Below are 17,991 nucleotides of genomic sequence, written 5' to 3' on the forward strand. Positions count from 1 at the left end.
CCAATAGACTTAAGGTTAGTTACAAGAATTTTTAATCCCAGGTAGAGTAGAAAGAAAAATGGAATACCTATGGCGAAAAAAGAAAGTAATGAAACAAGCCAGACCGGTGCAGCTGTGGAATTTACCATATCATAAAAGTCAACACCAGGGATATGTACAATATCTAAAATTCCAACAGTAAATAATCCTATAAAGAGACCAATTAAAGTTGCAGCACCTATTATGATTAATAAGATCCCAATAAATTTTCCGAAAACTTTGAAAAGGAACATAATAACGTCTCCCAGGGCATCAAAAAATGTTTTTCCACTACTTTTTACCTGGTTTCCTACTTTTTCATAATCTACACTCTTTACTTTATCTGCAACATCATCAAAACCCTCTTTTACTTTACGTTCAATATTACTGATGTTTACGGGCTCACCTCTCATGTCTAATTTCTGAGAAGTGGTAGCTGCTTCCGGCACCAAAATCCACAGTAAGATATAGGCAATGAAACCAAAACCTGTAAAAACACCAAGCAAAATGAATATCAGTCGTATCCATAAGGCATCGAGCCCAAGATAGTGTTCCAGCCCGGCACATACGCCTCCAATATATTTGTTGTCAATATCTCTGTAGAGTTTTTTAATTCTTGGGTGTGATTCACTACTTTTTCTTGGTTCATCTTCAAAAATATCCTCATCTACCATGTAGTCTTCAGGTTGTCCCATAATGTTGATGACTTCATCTACCTCTTTGAGTGTAATAACCTGCCTGTCGTTTTCCATTTTTTCCTGGAAAAGTTCAGCTATCCTGGCTTCAATATCGGCAATGATTTCATCGCTTCCGGCTGTTCCGGAAAATGAACGCTTAATAGATTCCAGGTATCGCTGTAATTTGTTAAATGCTTTTTCATCTATGTGAAAAAGTATATTTGCGAGATTTATATTTACTGTTTTATTCATTGTTAGTTGTTTTTAGTATTGGTAACCAAATTAACTGCTCCTCTAAGTTCATCCCATGTAATGTTCAATTCTTTTAGGAACACTTTACCTGTTTCTGTAAGAGCGTAATATTTCCTGGGCGGACCAGAAGTTGATTCCTCCCAGCGATAATTGAGTAGCCCGGCATTCTTCAGCCTGGTTAGTAAAGGGTAAATAGTGCCTTCAACAACCAGCATCTTTGCGTCCTTAAGGGTTCCAAGAATTTCAGAAGCATACTTATCTTCTCCTCTTAAAATGGAGAGTATGCAATATTCCAAAACCCCTTTTCGCATTTGCGCTTTTGTGTTTTCTATGTTCATAATTTCATAATTCTGTTTTTATGCTGTTCCTAGTCTCATGGATTTATTTCAGCATCTGGTTAACTGTTCGTTTTTTTGCTTTTCATTTGATGATGATTGATAAATAAACTCTTTTTTGTTGATGAATAACTCCTGATTTAGACAGCCTGATTAATGCTGTTTTTTATTTTATAAAATTGATGGTTATGGGATATTTAAAATACTGCCCTTCATTTGTCCTTAATGTGGCCAAAATGGTATAAACTATATTGATAATAAAGAGCGAAACCTGTAACAAACCTGTAATTCCAATAGGCCATAGCCACCATCCAAAATGTAAATTTTCACCTATAAAATGAAAATTGATATTGTTGAACTCGTTGTAATCGCGAATATCCAATAATCCTCCATCAAAAATGCCTGGTATAAATCCAAGTATAAAAGGAACCGATATGATTCCAAGAATGACAGAGTACAATAAGAGACTAATTTGAAAATTTAAAGCCTGCTTTCCATTGTAGTCTACAAAGCTGTGTTCCTTTTTGTTTGCAATCCATAATACCAAGGGTAAAAGGAAGTTGCCAAAGGGAATAAAGTACTTGCTAAGGGTAGACGCATGAATAACTGCGGATAAACTTCTTTCGTGTTTGGTCAATGTCTCTGTCATGGCATATTAGTTTCTTATGCAAATATATGGCTAAAAACAGGTATTATGCAAAACATAGTACTATAAATTAACATAAAATTAACAATTACTAGTTAAAATAGAATAGTTATTTTTACCTTATATTTATATTCTAATGAGCCTAAGCCCCAGTAAATTCAATGTTTTTGCCTTTTTTAAATTGCCATCGGCATGGTGGTGCGGTGTTCGACTTAGATCTTGCAATGAAGAGAAAGCCGTAGTAAGTGTAAGACATAAATGGTTTAATCAGAACCCTTTTAAATCTATGTTCTGGGCAGTTCAGGGTATGGCTGCCGAACTTAGCACCGGTATTATGGTTAGTTCACAGATTAGAGAACGTGGTGAAAGCATTTCCATGCTTGTTGCTAATAATAGTGCTAATTTCTCTAAAAAAGCAACAGGTAGAATTACATTCACTTGCAAGGATGGGTATAAGATAAAAGAAGCATTAGACCAAACCATCGCTACTGGAGCGGGACAAACCTTTTGGATGAAATCTGTTGGGATAAATGAAGACGGAATAGAGGTTTCTACTTTTAATTTTGAATGGACGGTAAAATTAAGGACTTGATATTTTAGAAATTCAGAAGTATTTGTAACATTTTTAATTCTAAATCAACTAACTATTGATAACTTAAAATAATTACAATGAACGCACATGAAATAGACTACCACATATATGGGGAAGAAATGCAATATGTGGAAATAGAATTGGACCCACAGGAAGCTGTTGTTGCCGAAGCCGGTAGCTTTATGATGATGGACACTGATATAAAGATGGATACCATTTTTGGAGATGGTTCCAACCAGGATAATAGCGTACTTGGCAAAATATTTTCGGCCGGAAAAAGAATTCTCACCGGGGAGAGTTTATTTATGACTGCTTTTTTAAATGTTGGCCAAAGCAAGAAGGAAGTTAGTTTTGCTTCTCCTTACCCGGGTAAGATTTTGCCTATTGATTTATCTGAAAAACAGGGAAAATTTATTTGTCAGAAAGATGCTTTTCTCTGCGCAGCTAAAGGAGTTTCTATTGGTATAGAATTTTCTAAACGACTTGGCAGGGGGTTGTTTGGTGGTGAAGGCTTTATAATGCAGAAATTGGAAGGTGACGGCATGGCCTTTGTTCATGCCGGTGGTACCCTGGCCAGGAAAGAGTTAGGGCCAGGTGAGATCTTAAAAGTTGATACTGGTTGTATTGTAGGGTTTACAAAGGATATAGATTACGATATTGAATTTGTTGGAGGAATAAAAAATACTGTATTTGGTGGCGAAGGATTGTTCTTTGCATCTTTAAGGGGCCCGGGAACGGTATATATTCAATCTCTTCCTTTTAGCAGACTGGCTGGCAGAGTTTGGGCTGCAGCGCCAAAAGGAGGAGGAAAAGACAAGGGTGAAGGAAGTATTTTGGGAGGAATAGGAGATTTGCTGGATGGGGATAACCGTTTCTAAATAAAAAATCATAAAACTATAATGCCAGACCAATCTCCATATGAATTTTAAAAAATTATTTGATTTTTTAAGTGAATTAGAGAAGAACAATTCTAAGGCATGGATGGACATCAACCGAAAACGGTACAAAGAAATTCGTGCAGAATTTATTGAATGGTTAGATGATCTGGACAATACCCTGGCAGATATTGATAAACATTATTACCCTACTCCTGGGAAAAAGGGTATAAATAGGATTAACAATAACCTTATGTTTCACCCGCACAAACCCGTTTATAAAGATCATTTTGGTGCGGGTTTAGATAAAGCTCCCGGAACAGGAGATTTCTACATTCAGATAGGAATAAATGAATCCTTGCTTGCCGGTGGTTTATGGCGTCCAGACCCAAAATCACTTCAAAGCATTAGGGATGCTATAGATTATAACGGGGAAGAACTAATAAAAATTATGAATAAGGATTCCTTTAAAGAAACTTTTGGGTCCCTATATATTGATGAAAAGTTGAAAGCCGCTCCAAAAGGTTTTACAAAGGTGCATCCTTATATTGATTTGTTGAGGAATAAATCTTATGCCGTCGTTCACCAGCTTTCAAAAGATGAGGTGTTAAGCAATAACTTTAAACAAATTGTTACCAGGGCATACATAGAAATGCTTCCTTTTAGAAGATATTTAAATAATGCACTTACCGTATAAACCAATTAAATAAAGTATTTGATATTAATTTAAACGAACGTGAGCAACAACAGGATTAAAAATATTAGACAAGACATTTTATCAGATAATTGGTACACTTTATATAAGTACACTTATGACTATCAAAAGTATGATGGAGAATGGGAAACTCAGATTCGCGAGTCTTATGATCGTGGAAATGGAGCGGCAATCATGTTGTACAACAAACAGAAAGGAACAGTTATTCTTACCAGGCAATTCAGGATGCCCACATATGTAAATGGAAACCCTTCTGGTATGATGGTAGAGGTATGTGCCGGATTGTTAGACGGTGCTAATCCGGAAGACTGCATAAGAAAAGAAGTAGAGGAAGAAACCGGGTATCAAATACATCATGTAAAAAAAGTATTTGAATCATATATGTCTCCCGGCGCCGTGACTGAAATACTTTACTTTTTTATTGGAGAATACGAAGAGCAAATGAAAGTAGGAGAAGGTGGAGGCGCAGAAGACGAGAGTGAAAATATTGAAGTGCTGGAAGTTTTAAATGATAAGGCAATAGAAATGATTGGAAATGGGGAAATAAAAGACGCAAAAACGATTATGCTCTTACAATACGCAAGAATAAATAACATAATTTAATAATTATCCCGTACCCATTCGAAAACATATTGCATTTGCTTTTTTATGTCCGAAGTGGGATTCGTAAAATGATTATTCATAAAACTGAATATTAGCGTTTTCCCGGATTTAGTTATCAAATACCCGCTAATATTATGATTGTTACCCAATGTGCCTGTTTTGGCATAGATATATGGATGGGGATTTCCCGGGTACCATTCAGCTATTGTACCCGTTTTTCCTCCCTCTGCAAAAAGATTGAATAGACGTTCTTTTGGAACTTTCTTATGAATTGCGCTCAGAACAAATACTATAGCTTCAGGACTAAAAAGATTATATCTGGAAAGTCCGGAACCATCTACCCATCTAGGAGGTTGTTTTAAATCTTTAAGGTGATTATTCAGCATATACTCTATAGCTGTTTTTGTGTTTAAAGTGTCTGATAGGGTAGAGGAGGCCAGCAATAGTAATTGCTCAGCTAAAAAATTATCACTTTCCTGCATCATTCTTTTATTAATACTATCTGTCAGTATTCCCGGGAGTATCATTTTTTCTTCGCACGGCATTTTTTGTGCAACTGATATTTCTCTGCCGAGCGCTCTTTCTAAAAGAGTTTTAACTACAATGCTTTCTGTTTTAAATGGAATTTCAAGCGTGTCTTTTCTTTGAGGATCGAAATAAAAAATATTCGTGTCATTCTCCCGATTAACCGTATTTTTTATCAGGTTTACATCAGACTTAAAATAGCTGGGTATCACACTTAAGGTATCCGTCTTAGAAATAGTTACAACATTTCCGAATATGGGAAATGCACTCCGTTCTGCAGAATAATATCCATCATAGTCTTCCCACGCCCAGCCCGGTCCGAATTTGCTATCCGTAAAGTTATTCAGATTTAGGGAGATATTTTTAATGCCCTTTAAAAACCGGGTAACAGAACTATCTTTTAAATATGGGTGCAAGAGGGATGGATCACCCGTTCCTTCAATAAAGAGTGTGTCGTTCACGCTACAATATTTTAACGCAGGAACTTGTTTGGGCAGCAGCAGTAATGAGGTATAAAGGGTAAAGATTTTTGTATTACTGGCCGGAGTAAAATATTTGTCACTATTGTTACGGTACAAAGTATCGCCGGTTATTGGATCGTAGATCATAATTCCTGTAAAATGATTTCTGAAAGATTCAAGGTTTATTGTGGCAGTGATAGTTTTTTCTAATTTTTTGCCAGATGCACAGGCCCCAAGAACAACCGAGAAAATGATTAAATAGCAGATGTTTAGGAATTTTTTCAATAGTGGAATTTTGACTTTAACATGAATTTATTCAATTTTTAACGGAATGTAAACAATAATATAAAGCTATTTTTGGTTATTTTTGAAATAACAGTCTAATTAAAACAAACTCTCAATATGGCAAAAGCTATGCTGGAGTATTATAAAACGGTACTCCAAAAAGTAAGTTTTGATGTAAAACTCTTTAGCAAAGAACTCAAAAAAGCAATAACTAAACTATTGCCTGACGAAATTGAAGAATTGAAAGCCTGGTTACTAAATTTTATTACAGATAAACCAGAGTTGAAACCCACGTTAATTTATCTAAAAGCATAACCAAAAAGCCACCCAACAAGGTGGCTTTTAATTTTTAGTGATTGGACTAATTATTTTTACATCCTGAAAAGTAATTGCACCACGCACAATGCCCGAAATAACTTCTTTTAATGCCCGTGTAATCTGAATTTTAAGCTCACTTTTGTGATAAATTAGGCTTACTTCCCTGGCCGGAGAGGGCTTATTAAAAAATTTTAAATTTTTCTTTTTTTTCTCATCTAATTCCAGAGTATTGAGGTAAGGTAATAAGGTCATTCCCATATCTTCATCAGCCAGATTCACCAATGTTTCAAAACTGCCGCTTTGTAACTGAAAATGCTCATCTTCGTATTTTTTTGGTGTTTTGCATAGATTTATCACGCCATCTCTAAAACAATGCCCGTCCTTTAACAATAAAATATCACTAATATCCAAATCACTTGGGTTTAGTTTATCTGCTTCTCTAAGTCTATGGTTTTTAGGTACATACCCAACAAATGGTTCATAATATAACGGTCTTTCTTTTATGTACTCTATTTCCAGAGGTGTTGCGGCAATAGCACCGTCTAAATGGCCTTCCTGTATATTCCTTATAATGGTTTCTGTACTTTGCTCTTTTATGATGAGATTTACCTTCGGGTATTTATTGATAAATGTTTTAAGGAACATGGGCAGGAGAGTTGGCATGACTGTAGGAATTATACCCAGTGTATATTCACCGCCAATAAACCCTTTTTCCTGATCAACAATATCCTTTATTCGTTCGGCTTCATTTACAATATTTTTTGCCTGTGCAACAATTTTTTGTCCTGCTTCTGTAATACGAATCGGTTTCTTGCTTCTGTCAAAAATAAGCACATCCAGTTCGTCTTCAAGCTTTTGCACCTGCATGCTTAAAGTAGGTTGTGTAACAAAGCTTTTTTCGGCAGCCAGGGTGAAGTTCTGGTACTCCGCAACAGCCAAAACATATTGCAATTGGGTAATGGTCATCTATCATAAATTTGTGTAATACAAATATAAATACTATCAATAAAATTTATACTATTAGAGATAGATATTTATTAATTTTATAACAAATAAAAAAACAATGATGAAATTAAACAGTATTGGCCTGAATGCCGAGAAATCAAAGACCCTAAGTAAGGATTTGAATAGATTGTTAGCAAACTTTCAAACGTACTATCAAAATCTAAGGGGTATTCACTGGAACATAAAAGGGAAAAGTTTTTTTGATCTGCATGTTAAATTTGAGGAATTATACAACGATGCCAACATTAAAGTAGATGAAATAGCCGAGCGCATATTAACCTTAGGTGAAGTTCCACTTCATACCTTTGAGGATTATATGGAAAATTCAAATGTTCCGATAGGAAAAAATATAACTAAGGATGAAGAAGCAATTAAATTGATCGTTGATTCTTTAAAAGAACTTCTTCTTATTGAGCGAAAAATCCTGACTGACTCTGATGAGGCCCAAGATGAGGGAACTAATTCTATGATGAGTGGTTTTATTACGGAACAGGAAAAAACAGTTTGGATGATGAAGGCCTGGCTGGCTGAAGAGATATAATATTCTATGTGCAGAATGATAGCTTAGTCATTCAGCATTTGTTTATTTTAGACAACATTTAAAATAAAAAAGCCCGCTTAATGCGGGCTTTCTTATGGATTATACTGATTTAAAAACGGAGCTTTAATTCAAGATCTTCGTTACCTACCTCAAACTTTACATCCTGAAAAGTTGGAGGCCCCATGATCATTTCATTTCCGCTCATAGCATAATTTTCATTTGGCATACCGCTATCCTGGTAATCCATTCTTTGATTTTCATTTGCATCATGTAAAGTTGAAATTGCATAAGTACCAGGCTTTACATCCTCAAATGCAAAGGAAATGCTTCCAGTTTTTGCCTCAGCGCCAAAACTTTGGATACCCGCGCCTTTCATAAAAGTATCCTGGGTATGTAATGCCGCCAGAATTTGACCTTCATCACTTAGAACATTTTCAATGGTGACTTTAATGGTAATGCCTTTTGCATCCTGTGCATTGGCTATAATCCCTGAAATTAGTAATCCTAAAATAAGTGCTAATGTTTTCATACTACTGTTTTTTATTTGTTAATGATGGCTCAAAACTCTTTAAACTGCTAATCATTCAAAATTATTCTATACCCAACTGTAGAAAATAAGGAGTGAATTGTGTTCATGTTTTAGAGCATCAATTCATCTTAATTAAAGTACGGTTGGGAAAGCTAATTTATATTATCGTGGAAATGCAATCCATTTTTGTATCAATAACAAATCAGAGTTTTTGGCATGAAGTGGTTAGTATATTTAATATTTTTTTTATTCTTTTCGATAGACAATTACGGGCAAACAATCATATCAGGGTCTGTGACCGATAAGGAAAATAATGCTATTACAGGGGCCAACGTTTACCTGGAAGGGACTTATGATGGAAGTTCTACTGATTCATCCGGCAGTTTTACCTTTACTACTTCCGAGAGCGGATCCCGGGCACTTATTGTATCCATGATGGGCTATGAAACTCATATGGAGGTTGCTGATGTTACTTTTTTATCGAATCAAAAAATAATTCTCAATGAATCGGTTAATTCATTAACAGGAGTTACTCTTACAGCGGGGACTTTTGAAGCCGGAAACAATTCAAAGGCTTCTGTTCTTAAACCGCTGGACATTGTTACTACGGCCGGCGCATTGGGCGATGTGGTTGCTGCAATACAAACCCTACCCGGGACGACTACGGTAAACGAAGATGGTAGATTATTTGTACGGGGAGGAGAAGCCGATGAGACCCAGGTCTTTATTGATGGATTACGCGTATTCCAGCCATTTAATGCATCTGCTAATAATATTCCTACAAGAGGACGTTTCTCTCCATTTCTTTTCAAAGGGATAACTTTTAGTACAGGAGGATATTCTGCAGAATACGGACAGGCCCTATCTGGTGTATTATTGCTTAATACCATCGATGAACCAGTTCAGGAAAAAACAGATATTTCTATTATGACTGTAGGCCTTGGATTGGGTCATACAGAAATATGGGGTGATCAGTCTCTAAGCATAAACACCTCTTATATTAATCTGGCTCCCTATGAGACTTTAATTCCTTCAGATCAAGGTGTTCGTTGGAATTCACCCTATGAATCTTTCTCAGGTGAAACTGTTTTTCGCAGTAAAAAGGATAAGAGCTTGTTTAAGCTGTATGCAGGTTTTACTTATGCCGATTTTGATATTGAACAGGAGAACATAAATTTTGAAGAATATGTGCCCTATCAACAAAAAAACAACAACTTTTACCTGAACGCCAGCTACAAGCATTTTCTTGCTAATGAGTGGTCATTCAATACTGGAGCGAGTATTTCATATGATGGGAACGTGATAGGATTATTTCAGGACAAGATCTGCACAAATCAGACTGCAGCTCATTTGAAATTTAAAGTAAGAAAAGGATTTAGCAACCGTTTTAATCTAAATTTTGGTATTGAACATTTTATAACAGACTATTCGGATTTATTTCGGCCATTGGCTGGGTTAGAAATTAAGAACTATTACAATGATAACCTGAGTGCTATATTTATAGAAGGCGATATCTTTTTAAACAATCGCTTCGCTGTGAAACTGGGTGCCAGGGCAGAATATTCAAATACACTCAACGAGCTAAACTTTGCTCCCAGGGTTTCACTTGCATATAAGAGCGGGGATCACGGTCAATTTTCACTGGCCTATGGCGATTTCTATCAAAATCCACAGATTGACTATTTGAAGTACAATCAGGAATTAAAAATGGCCAGAACATCACATTACATCTTAAATTATCAATATTTAAGTGATGGCAAAACCTTTAGGGCAGAAGCCTATTATAAAGATTATCAAAATCTGATTAAATACAATACGGAGTTTCCCCAATTCGATTCTGATTATAACAATCAAGGCAGTGGAACTGCTTCGGGCTTAGATATTTTCTGGAGAGATAACAAAAGTCTTAAGAATCTTGATTACTGGCTTTCTTATTCTTATTTAAGCACAGAAAGGGACTATCTGAATTTTCCGCAAAGAGCTACTCCTAATTTTGCTCCAAACCACAGCTTTTCCGCAGTTACCAAATATTGGGTTGATAAGCTAAGGTCACAAGTTGGATTGTCCTATACCTTTGGTTCCGGACGACCTTATAATGATCCAAATAGCGCTGATTTCCTGGCAGAAAAGACCAGTTCCTATAACAACCTGAGTTTTAACTGGGCCTATTTAATTGATCAGCAAAAAATCCTTTACTTCTCTGTGAGCAATGTGCTTGGTTTTAACAATATTAGTAATTATGAATATGCTAATTCACCTAATTCAAATGGTATTTTTGAAAGGTTGGCCATACGCCCGCCGGCAGATACTTTCTTTTTTGTAGGTTTCTTTTGGACAATTAGTACAGATAAAAAAAGCAATCAGTTGAATAACTTATAAAATTTATCTTTTACCGAAATCAGAAGATCCACGGATTATTTTTTTGCTAAATCAACGGAGGCATCATTATCTTGAACAAAAACACATAATAATCCGGCAATAATCATTTAAACACCGCCAATTATAAGTGCATAGATAGAAATATTCCCAAAAAATGATTTTAATAAAAATCCCAGGATACCTGCCGCCACAATTTGTGGAATGACAATAAAGAAGTTAAAAACCCCCATATAATATCCCATTTTATTAGCCGGTAAAATACTGGATAGCATAGCATAAGGCATTGATAGAATACTTGCCCAGGCAATACCAACTCCTATCATGGATACTAACAATAAATTTGGATCGGATATAAAATAAATAGAAATTAAACCTATCCCTCCTAAGATAAGAGCAATTAAATGTGTCATTTTCCTGCTAAGTTTTTTGGCCACTACAGGCAAAAGAAAAGCCACCAGGGCTGCTATTCCATTATATACTGCAAAGCAAATACCAACCCAATCTGCTCCCTCATTGTATAGCACTGAGGTGGTATCTGAAGTATCATAAATATGGCTGGTTACAGCAGAAGTTGTATAGATCCACATGGCAAATAATGCAAACCAGGAAAAAAATTGTACAAATGCCAATTGTACCATGGTTTTGGGCATTTTAAAAATTCCCATAAAGGATTCTTTGAGTCCGGTGAAAACTCCTTTCTCTGCATTTTCAGTTTTAAGCTTTTCAATATCATCCGGTGGATATTCCTCGGTGTTAAAAACAGTCCACATTACAGCTGTGAAATAGGCTATTCCCCCTACATAAAAAGACCATTTGACAGAATCCGGAATACCTCCATCAGCGGCTATATTCTCAACTCCAAACCAATTGGTCATTATAAAGGGCAGGGCAGAGGCGATTACTGCTCCTAAACCAATAAAAAAACTTTGCATAGCAAATCCGCTCGTCCGCTGTTCATTAGGCAACATGTCACCCACAAATGCCCTGAATGGTTCCATACTTATGTTAATTGATGCGTCCATCAGCCACAGCATAATTACTGCCATCCAAAGTGATGTTGAGTTTGGCATTGCAAATAAAGCGATAGTTGCAAGAATTGCCCCAATCGCGAAAAAAGGCCTGCGTCTTCCCCATCTGCGGTGCCAGGTTCTATCGCTATAATAACCAATAATTGGTTGTACCAGAAGGCCCGTTACCGGGGCTGCTAGCCATAGAATTGGCAATTCATCTTTAGATGCGCCAAGTGTCTCAAAAATCCTGCTTACGTTAGCATTTTGCAAAGCGAAGCCGAATTGAATTCCCAGAAAACCGAAACTCATATTCCAGATTTGCCAAAAAGTTAATCTGGGTTTGACAGAGCTAATAGAAATTTGTGACATTTTATTTGGTTTATTTTGGATCTGTTTAGTTAGTTATTAAAAATAGCTTTTTTTTATGAATCTAACTGATTACAGACTTTAGAGGCAACCTGCTATTTAATACTGATTTATTTGCCATGACCTAAAATCATTATGATTAGAATATCAAAATAAATATTTACGCTGTTAAGAGGATTAAATATCCTTACTTCAGACAGGATCTCAGTCCCTGCAGGATTTTATATATTTACCTTCAGATGTTAAACCCTAAAACTTATCGTTATTTAAGACAAACTCTAATGTTTGGCATTATTTGGCTGCTATTTGGACTTCTCTATGTAGTTCTTGAATATGGATTACTTGGTGATTCTCACGTATACCCTGCAACTGGTAACAAATATGATTTTAAGAATGCCCTGATATATACTGGTCTTGGAAGTTTTCTCATGGGAATGGCACAAGGTTGGATTGAAGTGACCTGGTTAAGAAAGCGATATCAGAACAAATCGTTTTGGAAAAAAATATTCATTAAGGGAACCTTTTACACTATTCTGTTAATCATTTTTATTAGTGTTCTAACTTTAGTTACAAATTCAATTCGTTTTAATAGCTCGGTTTTTGAACCAGTGGTTTATAACAGCCTGATAGTCTTTATAAATGAATTCTCCTTTTGGAGTATTATCATATATGCCGGATTAACACTAGATATCGCATTATTCTATTCTGAAATAACAACATATTTGGGGAATGAGGTATTCTATAATTACTCCTTTGGTAAATACATAAAACCTAAACTAGAAATAAGAATATTTATGTTTCTTGATATGAAGTCTTCCACAACCATAGCAGAAAAGATGGGACATAGAAAATACTTCGACCTGATAAAGGCTTATTACGCTGACATGACTGATGCAATACTGGAAACCAATGGTGAAATATATCAGTATGTAGGAGATGAAATAGTTGTCACTTGGCCAGAGAAAAAGGGATTATTTAATTCTAATTGTATTGCTTGTTTCCATAAAATTTCTAAGGCCTTTGAAAATAAAAAGTCTCATTATATTAAACATTTTGGACTAGTGCCGGGATTTAAAGCGGGTTTCCATATTGGCGAGGTCACAACCGGAGAAATTGGAATTATTAAAAAGGATATAATATATACCGGAGACGCTCTGAACACAACAGCCAGAATTCAATCGGAATGCAATAATTACGGAGCAAGGGCTTTGATATCGAAGGATCTGGTCATAAAGTTAAATCCGGATCCCAGTTTTTCGTTGGTTGAAATTGGAAAATTGATACTGAGGGGAAAACAGGATGCCATTCAATTATTTGCCATAAATTTTAACTAATTCAAATGAATATGGGCTGTAGTTTTGACAAAATGAGATATTTAAAAACTGCCTTAATCTAAATTGAGCCAGACTTTTTCTATCAGTGCCTTGGTTGCTTTGATACCTTCGGGTTCACTTAGTTTTTCACCTTCGTATTCTATACCTATATAACCATCAAATCCCGAATCTTTTACCACTTTAAGCAACTTACCATAATCCAGAAAAGTTTCATTTCCGATACTATCAAAATTATAAGATTTAGCACTTACCCCTTTTGCATATGGTAAAAAGTCAGATACGCCCTGGTAAGGATCATATATTTCGCTGCATTTGTTATTCTGGGTGCTTCCCCATTTGGCATTAAGACACCAGTTACCAAAGTCTGGTAATGTTCCCAAATACTTGTTATTAACTTCTTTCAGTATGGAAGTCATGAATTTACCATCTGAAGTGTGCAAGCCATGATTTTCTATCAGTACATTAATATTTTCCTTAGCGCCATATTCGCTCAGTCTTCCTAAACCATCTATTAATGAATTTTTCAATGAAATCTTATCCCCCTGTCCAAAAGCATTCACCCTAATTGAGTGGCATCCCAGTAGTTTGGCTGCATTGATCCATTTGTAATGATTTTCAATGGCTTGAGTACGTTCATTATTATTGGGGTTTCCCAGTTCTCCTTCATCATCAACCATGATCAGCAAATTTTTAACACCAGCTGCACTCGCAGTACTTTTTAGTTGATTCCAATACTTTTCACTTTTTGCAACTTCTTTATAAAACGCATTTACGTATTCAACTGCATTAAGGTCAAAAGAATTTTTGGCAATATCCGGAAAGTCTTTCGGATTTAATTCACCTTTGAAAAATGCCCGGTTTAATGACCATTGGGCAAGGGAAATATTTGGATAGGAGCTTTTTATTAATGGATTTGACCCAAATACACCAGTATGTCCTAACCAAAGTGCCGCACTACCAAGGGCTGTTTTCTTAATAAAGGATCTTCTGCTCCCCATTATAAGGTTATTCTAGTTGCTCATTATGGTTTCGTTTTGCTACAATCTCTACAAGCCAATAGATCAACTCTCCTAAACCCCCAACAAAAATGAATAATAAGATCCATAAGAGCAGCATATGACCCTGTTTGAGATTCGGATTCTGAACGGCATGTACGATAAAGAATACCAAACTTGCAACAGAAAGCAGTATCACTAAAAAAATCACAATAAAGAAAGAGCCTATCCATTCTATAATAAGTTCAGGTGGCCCATCATGAGCCCGCTCTAATTCAGGAATATTACTTAGTATAGAAAACAGAAAAACAAAATACCCCAGCATCAAAATAAATAAAATGATTATAGGTGAAAGAGCGAAAAAAGCCTGCCAATATTTATTGTTTATCATTTGTCTGTATTATGGTTCTAAAAGGTAGTTAAAATTTCACATAATATGGTAAAAACAGGAACAGAATATCAGAGGCGCTAGTCTTTTTTATATTTTTCAAACCAAGCCAGTACACTGGCTATTTTGGCAATGAGATTACTTGGTTTATTGGCAATACCGTGTGATGCTCCGGGAATTCGCACCATTGCTGTTTCTACTTTTTCGAGCTTAAGGGCGGCATAAAACTGCTCAGATTCTGCTATTGGGGTTCGGTAATCTTCTTCTCCTGTAAGCAGCATAGTAGGCGTAGAAATATTCCCTACATATGAAAGCGGAGACCTTTTTAGATAGCTGGTTGGGTCTTCCCAGGGCTTGTTTGGAAACCAGTATTTATAGAAAAATCCTACCCCATCTGCATAAAGCACAAAACTATACCAGTTAATAACCGGTTTGGCTACAACCGCTGCAGCAAACCTATCGGTTTTACCAACAATCCATGCAGTTAGCACTCCGCCGCCGCTACCCCCGGTAACAAACATATTATCTTCGTCAACTATACCTTTTTTAATGACTTCATCGACACCGGACATCAGGTCGTCATAGTCATGGTTGGGGTAGTCATGATGGATGAGATTTCCAAATTCTTCACCATAACTGGTACTTCCTCTTGGATTTGTATATAATACTAAATAGCCTTGAGCCGCGTAGAGTTGGATTTCAGCAGAAAATACTGAACCATAGCTTGTAAAAGGCCCACCGTGAATTTCCAATATGAGTGGGTATTTTTTAGAAGGATCATAATTGGGTGGTTTTACCAGCCAACCTTGTATTTTTCTCTGGTCAAAAGAAGATTCCCACCACAGTTCTTCCACTTCAGCAACATTTCTATAGGAGAACAAATCATCATTAAGTTTGGTAATTCTTTGATTATTACCTTTATAAGACGTTCCCAAATCGGCAGGATGCTCTGTGCCTCCCAAAGTATAAGCAAATTTGTTGTTATTTGAAACTGAATAGGATGCTGCGTTATAGGGTCTGCCCAAAGAAAGACCTCCTAAATTTTCAGAAATCTGTGATGCCTTACCGGCTGTTGTTATATATCCAATTTTTGTATCCCCTTTGTCATTATATTGAAAGTAAAGTCCCTTACCATCATGAGACCATTTAATACTTTGAATATTCCTGTCAAAATTGCCGGAAACCATTTTAGAATTGGTTCCGTCTGCATTCATAATGTACAATTGAGTAAGTTGATATCCCTGATATTTATCATCAAAGCCGGTATATGCGATAAATTTTCCATCTGGTGACAGAGCTGGGCCATTATCTGGTCCCAGTCTATTTGTAAGGGCTTTAATGGAATTATTGCCCAGTGTAAGTTCCTGAATTTCGCTATTACGGGGTTCAAATTCATGGTTTTCGTGAAGGTTGGCTGAAAAGTATAATTTTCGATTGTCTTTTGACCAGATTGGAGTCCCATGATCGTATTCTGAAAAAGTGAGTTGTTGCGGTGTTCCTCCATCAGTCGATAGAATAAAAAGCTGTTGATTCCCGCTTTTGTAATAACCCTTGCCATCTCCACGGTAGTTCATCTCATCAATGTAAACAGGGGGTTTGTTCCATTTAGCGCCTTCAGGTTTAGGGGGTAATTTAATAATAGACTCAGTTTTCTTTGGAACAAACATTGTAAAAGCCAAATGATTATCATCATGAGACCAACTAACTCCTCCAGGGGATGCAGTTGTATTTGTGAGAGCAACATATTCCTTTGTGTCCATCCACATCATAAAAAGTTTCATTTTGTCATCCTGCATGTTCGATTTAAACACAATTTTATTACCATCATGCGACCAACGCGGGGAAAGATCATTTTGGTTTCCCGTGGTTAACGGTCTGTTCTGGGAGCCATCAAAATTTACTATCCACAAATTAGATAGATTCTTGTCGGTCATTATATCTTTAAAATTCCTCACATAAATAATTTTGCTCCCATCTGGCGATATTTGCGGATCGGAGACAAATTCCATATTAAAAATATCAGTGAGTTCAAGATTGGTTTTTTGTTGTCCTAAAGCAATGGCGCTTATAAAGAATACAATGAAAAGAAATGAAATAATTTTTTGCATGATTTGTAATTTGGATTTGAGGGAAAATTAAGAAAGATTGTTGAAACGCACTAATAATGGTTTTAAACAATTTTTATCCTTACCGAAGAGGTAATTATTAATTGAAAAAAACCCTATTTCATTGCAGATTAAGTGTAAAAACAAAACCCGGTTGATACCGGGTTTTGAATGGTTGGTTAGTTTAAAATCTATTTCATTTTAAAACTACAGCATTATATTTTATTCAGACTGACGGTAACTACTGTCTATTCTGAGCATCGACAGTACCGCTTAGGCCGCTTAGGTCTTCTCTAAATGTCCATAATTCTGAACGCTCTCCATTCGTAGCTTCTTCTACGTCTTTAAGAAATTTCATAAAACTTCCTTCACCATGTACTTCCTCAAACTTTTTTGGAAAAGTATCTTCACGACCCATCCATCCTGAATTACTAAAGAAATTTACAAAAGCCATATCTCTACCGTCCTGGCTATCCGGCATTTCATTGGTATAAACACCATAAGCCTCATCAGGATTTTTTTCTTCATTCACTTTCTTTACTCTTTCCAGAATACTTATCATTTCAGTGTATTTAAACCGTTTAAAATCTACCATGAAAACAGATAAATATTTAAGGTTAAAATCGGCGGAAAAATTGGAGAATTGCGGATGAAACTTCCAGTATGTAACATCGCTTTCAGCCGTGGTATAGGGAACTACATTTTTACTCCAATCTTCATCATGCCCATCAGCGGCCGGCCTGCTATCCATTGCACTCCAGGGTAAAGGACCCATTGCCCAAATATATTTTCCGGAATTTTTCCCATTTGAAATCCAATAAACACGCGCACCATGTGTGCCTTCCGCGTGGTATTTTTTATTATGTGCAGCTAAACCAGCTTCAAATTCCATGGTTTTTGCCGGAATAGCGGTAAGCATAACATTTTCCATGACCACGTATTCTTCTGTACTTTGAGATATTACAAAAAAAGGTGTAAGTAACATCAGACAAATAAATTTTCTCATTTTTTTTAGATTAAAGTTAATTGTGTTATTT

At 36.0% G+C, this 17,991-nt stretch carries 19 protein-coding genes; 8 read left to right on the forward strand and 11 right to left on the reverse strand.

What is annotated here, in order from left to right:
- The 3 genes from WBN20_RS01460 to WBN20_RS01470 all read right to left on the reverse strand — a co-directional run.
- A partial coding sequence (locus WBN20_RS01460; RefSeq protein ID WP_424280444.1) for a PspC domain-containing protein occupies window positions 1-947 on the reverse strand: 947 nt, incomplete at its 3' end.
- A 2-nt stretch (window positions 948-949) separates the two neighbouring features.
- Complete coding sequence (locus tag WBN20_RS01465; RefSeq protein WP_299161429.1) at window positions 950-1,285, reverse strand: PadR family transcriptional regulator; 336 nt, start codon at window positions 1,283-1,285, stop codon at window positions 950-952.
- Between the two features lie 163 nt (window positions 1,286-1,448).
- Window positions 1,449-1,931, reverse strand: coding sequence for a DUF4870 domain-containing protein (locus WBN20_RS01470; RefSeq protein ID WP_424273381.1), 483 nt, complete (start codon window positions 1,929-1,931; stop codon window positions 1,449-1,451).
- A 133-nt stretch (window positions 1,932-2,064) separates the two neighbouring features.
- Between WBN20_RS01470 and WBN20_RS01475 the strand changes: the two genes are divergently transcribed.
- The 4 genes from WBN20_RS01475 (at window position 2,065) to nudK (ending at window position 4,713) form a co-directional block, all read left to right on the forward strand.
- Entirely contained in the window at window positions 2,065-2,520 is a 456-nt protein-coding gene (locus WBN20_RS01475) for a DUF4442 domain-containing protein (RefSeq protein WP_424280445.1), read from the forward strand.
- Window positions 2,521-2,597: 77 nt separating this feature from the next.
- Window positions 2,598-3,398 carry a TIGR00266 family protein gene (locus tag WBN20_RS01480; protein WP_424280446.1) on the forward strand — a complete coding sequence of 267 codons (801 nt, stop codon included), beginning with the start codon at window positions 2,598-2,600 and terminating at the stop codon, window positions 3,396-3,398.
- Between the two features lie 40 nt (window positions 3,399-3,438).
- The gene (locus WBN20_RS01485; protein WP_424280447.1) at window positions 3,439-4,092 is read left to right on the forward strand and encodes a DUF2461 domain-containing protein; all 654 of its coding nucleotides are present in this window, start codon (window positions 3,439-3,441) and stop codon (window positions 4,090-4,092) included.
- A 39-nt stretch (window positions 4,093-4,131) separates the two neighbouring features.
- On the forward strand, window positions 4,132-4,713 hold the full coding sequence (gene nudK / locus WBN20_RS01490) for a GDP-mannose pyrophosphatase NudK (RefSeq protein ID WP_424280448.1): 582 nt from the start codon (window positions 4,132-4,134) through the stop codon (window positions 4,711-4,713).
- Here nudK and WBN20_RS01495 read toward each other — a convergent pair.
- Complete coding sequence (locus tag WBN20_RS01495; protein ID WP_424280449.1) at window positions 4,710-5,984, reverse strand: D-alanyl-D-alanine carboxypeptidase; 1,275 nt, start codon at window positions 5,982-5,984, stop codon at window positions 4,710-4,712. The two genes, nudK and WBN20_RS01495, sit on opposite strands and share 4 nt — an antisense overlap.
- A 117-nt stretch (window positions 5,985-6,101) precedes the next feature.
- Here WBN20_RS01495 and WBN20_RS01500 point away from each other — a divergent pair, with 117 nt between their 5' ends.
- Window positions 6,102-6,299 (forward strand): hypothetical protein, encoded by a 198-nt coding sequence (locus WBN20_RS01500; RefSeq protein WP_424271855.1) that lies wholly within the window; start codon window positions 6,102-6,104, stop codon window positions 6,297-6,299.
- A 27-nt stretch (window positions 6,300-6,326) separates the two neighbouring features.
- Here the strand turns inward: WBN20_RS01500 and WBN20_RS01505 are convergent, their stop codons facing one another.
- Window positions 6,327-7,268, reverse strand: a complete 942-nt coding sequence (locus WBN20_RS01505; protein WP_424271854.1) for a LysR substrate-binding domain-containing protein — start codon at window positions 7,266-7,268, stop codon at window positions 6,327-6,329.
- Between the two features lie 100 nt (window positions 7,269-7,368).
- Between WBN20_RS01505 and WBN20_RS01510 the strand changes: the two genes are divergently transcribed.
- Complete coding sequence (locus WBN20_RS01510; RefSeq protein WP_424280463.1) at window positions 7,369-7,848, forward strand: Dps family protein; 480 nt, start codon at window positions 7,369-7,371, stop codon at window positions 7,846-7,848.
- Window positions 7,849-7,957: 109 nt separating this feature from the next.
- On the opposite strand, the gene WBN20_RS01515 is transcribed toward WBN20_RS01510, so the two are convergent.
- Complete coding sequence (locus WBN20_RS01515) at window positions 7,958-8,377, reverse strand: DUF2141 domain-containing protein (RefSeq protein WP_424271343.1); 420 nt, start codon at window positions 8,375-8,377, stop codon at window positions 7,958-7,960.
- A gap of 216 nt (window positions 8,378-8,593) precedes the next feature.
- Here WBN20_RS01515 and WBN20_RS01520 point away from each other — a divergent pair, with 216 nt between their 5' ends.
- The gene (locus WBN20_RS01520; protein ID WP_424280450.1) at window positions 8,594-10,756 is read left to right on the forward strand and encodes a TonB-dependent receptor; all 2,163 of its coding nucleotides are present in this window, start codon (window positions 8,594-8,596) and stop codon (window positions 10,754-10,756) included.
- 107 nt (window positions 10,757-10,863) lie between these two features.
- Here WBN20_RS01520 and WBN20_RS01525 read toward each other — a convergent pair whose 3' ends face one another.
- Window positions 10,864-12,075 carry an MFS transporter gene (locus tag WBN20_RS01525; RefSeq protein ID WP_424280464.1) on the reverse strand — a complete coding sequence of 404 codons (1,212 nt, stop codon included), beginning with the start codon at window positions 12,073-12,075 and terminating at the stop codon, window positions 10,864-10,866.
- 338 nt (window positions 12,076-12,413) lie between these two features.
- On the opposite strand from WBN20_RS01525, the gene WBN20_RS01530 reads away from it, so the two are divergent.
- A complete protein-coding gene (locus tag WBN20_RS01530; protein WP_424274328.1) occupies window positions 12,414-13,466 on the forward strand; it encodes an adenylate/guanylate cyclase domain-containing protein in 1,053 nt (350 codons plus the stop codon).
- Window positions 13,467-13,519: 53 nt separating this feature from the next.
- Here WBN20_RS01530 and WBN20_RS01535 read toward each other — a convergent pair whose 3' ends face one another.
- From WBN20_RS01535 to WBN20_RS01550, 4 genes are all read right to left on the reverse strand, one after another.
- Entirely contained in the window at window positions 13,520-14,464 is a 945-nt protein-coding gene (locus WBN20_RS01535; protein WP_424280451.1) for a sugar phosphate isomerase/epimerase family protein, read from the reverse strand.
- Window positions 14,465-14,471: 7 nt separating this feature from the next.
- Window positions 14,472-14,852 carry a hypothetical protein gene (locus tag WBN20_RS01540; protein ID WP_424280452.1) on the reverse strand — a complete coding sequence of 127 codons (381 nt, stop codon included), beginning with the start codon at window positions 14,850-14,852 and terminating at the stop codon, window positions 14,472-14,474.
- A 77-nt stretch (window positions 14,853-14,929) separates the two neighbouring features.
- Complete coding sequence (locus WBN20_RS01545) at window positions 14,930-16,957, reverse strand: S9 family peptidase (RefSeq protein WP_424280453.1); 2,028 nt, start codon at window positions 16,955-16,957, stop codon at window positions 14,930-14,932.
- Window positions 16,958-17,195: 238 nt separating this feature from the next.
- Complete coding sequence (locus WBN20_RS01550; RefSeq protein ID WP_424280454.1) at window positions 17,196-17,960, reverse strand: hypothetical protein; 765 nt, start codon at window positions 17,958-17,960, stop codon at window positions 17,196-17,198.
- Between the last annotated feature and the right edge of the window lie 31 nt (window positions 17,961-17,991).

Source organism: Eudoraea sp. (assembly GCF_049665975.1).
In the GTDB taxonomy this organism is placed as follows: Bacteria; Bacteroidota; Bacteroidia; order Flavobacteriales; family Flavobacteriaceae; genus Eudoraea.

Excerpts from the sequence above, each read along its gene's own strand:
- WBN20_RS01465 (WP_299161429.1), bottom strand. The coding sequence starts at position 1,285 with ATGAACATAGAAAACACAAAAGCGCAAATGCGAAAAGGGGTTTTGGAA.
- WBN20_RS01470 (WP_424273381.1), bottom strand. The coding sequence starts at position 1,931 with ATGACAGAGACATTGACCAAACACGAAAGAAGTTTATCCGCAGTTATT.
- WBN20_RS01475 (WP_424280445.1), top strand. The coding sequence starts at position 2,065 with ATGAGCCTAAGCCCCAGTAAATTCAATGTTTTTGCCTTTTTTAAATTG.
- WBN20_RS01480 (WP_424280446.1), top strand. The coding sequence starts at position 2,598 with ATGAACGCACATGAAATAGACTACCACATATATGGGGAAGAAATGCAA.
- WBN20_RS01485 (WP_424280447.1), top strand. The coding sequence starts at position 3,439 with ATGAATTTTAAAAAATTATTTGATTTTTTAAGTGAATTAGAGAAGAAC.
- WBN20_RS01500 (WP_424271855.1), top strand. The coding sequence starts at position 6,102 with ATGGCAAAAGCTATGCTGGAGTATTATAAAACGGTACTCCAAAAAGTA.
- WBN20_RS01505 (WP_424271854.1), bottom strand. The coding sequence starts at position 7,268 with ATGACCATTACCCAATTGCAATATGTTTTGGCTGTTGCGGAGTACCAG.
- WBN20_RS01510 (WP_424280463.1), top strand. The coding sequence starts at position 7,369 with ATGAAATTAAACAGTATTGGCCTGAATGCCGAGAAATCAAAGACCCTA.
- WBN20_RS01515 (WP_424271343.1), bottom strand. The coding sequence starts at position 8,377 with ATGAAAACATTAGCACTTATTTTAGGATTACTAATTTCAGGGATTATA.
- WBN20_RS01520 (WP_424280450.1), top strand. The coding sequence starts at position 8,594 with ATGAAGTGGTTAGTATATTTAATATTTTTTTTATTCTTTTCGATAGAC.
- WBN20_RS01525 (WP_424280464.1), bottom strand. The coding sequence starts at position 12,075 with ATGAGTTTCGGTTTTCTGGGAATTCAATTCGGCTTCGCTTTGCAAAAT.
- WBN20_RS01530 (WP_424274328.1), top strand. The coding sequence starts at position 12,414 with ATGTTTGGCATTATTTGGCTGCTATTTGGACTTCTCTATGTAGTTCTT.
- WBN20_RS01535 (WP_424280451.1), bottom strand. The coding sequence starts at position 14,464 with ATGGGGAGCAGAAGATCCTTTATTAAGAAAACAGCCCTTGGTAGTGCG.
- WBN20_RS01540 (WP_424280452.1), bottom strand. The coding sequence starts at position 14,852 with ATGATAAACAATAAATATTGGCAGGCTTTTTTCGCTCTTTCACCTATA.
- WBN20_RS01545 (WP_424280453.1), bottom strand. The coding sequence starts at position 16,957 with ATGCAAAAAATTATTTCATTTCTTTTCATTGTATTCTTTATAAGCGCC.
- WBN20_RS01550 (WP_424280454.1), bottom strand. The coding sequence starts at position 17,960 with ATGAGAAAATTTATTTGTCTGATGTTACTTACACCTTTTTTTGTAATA.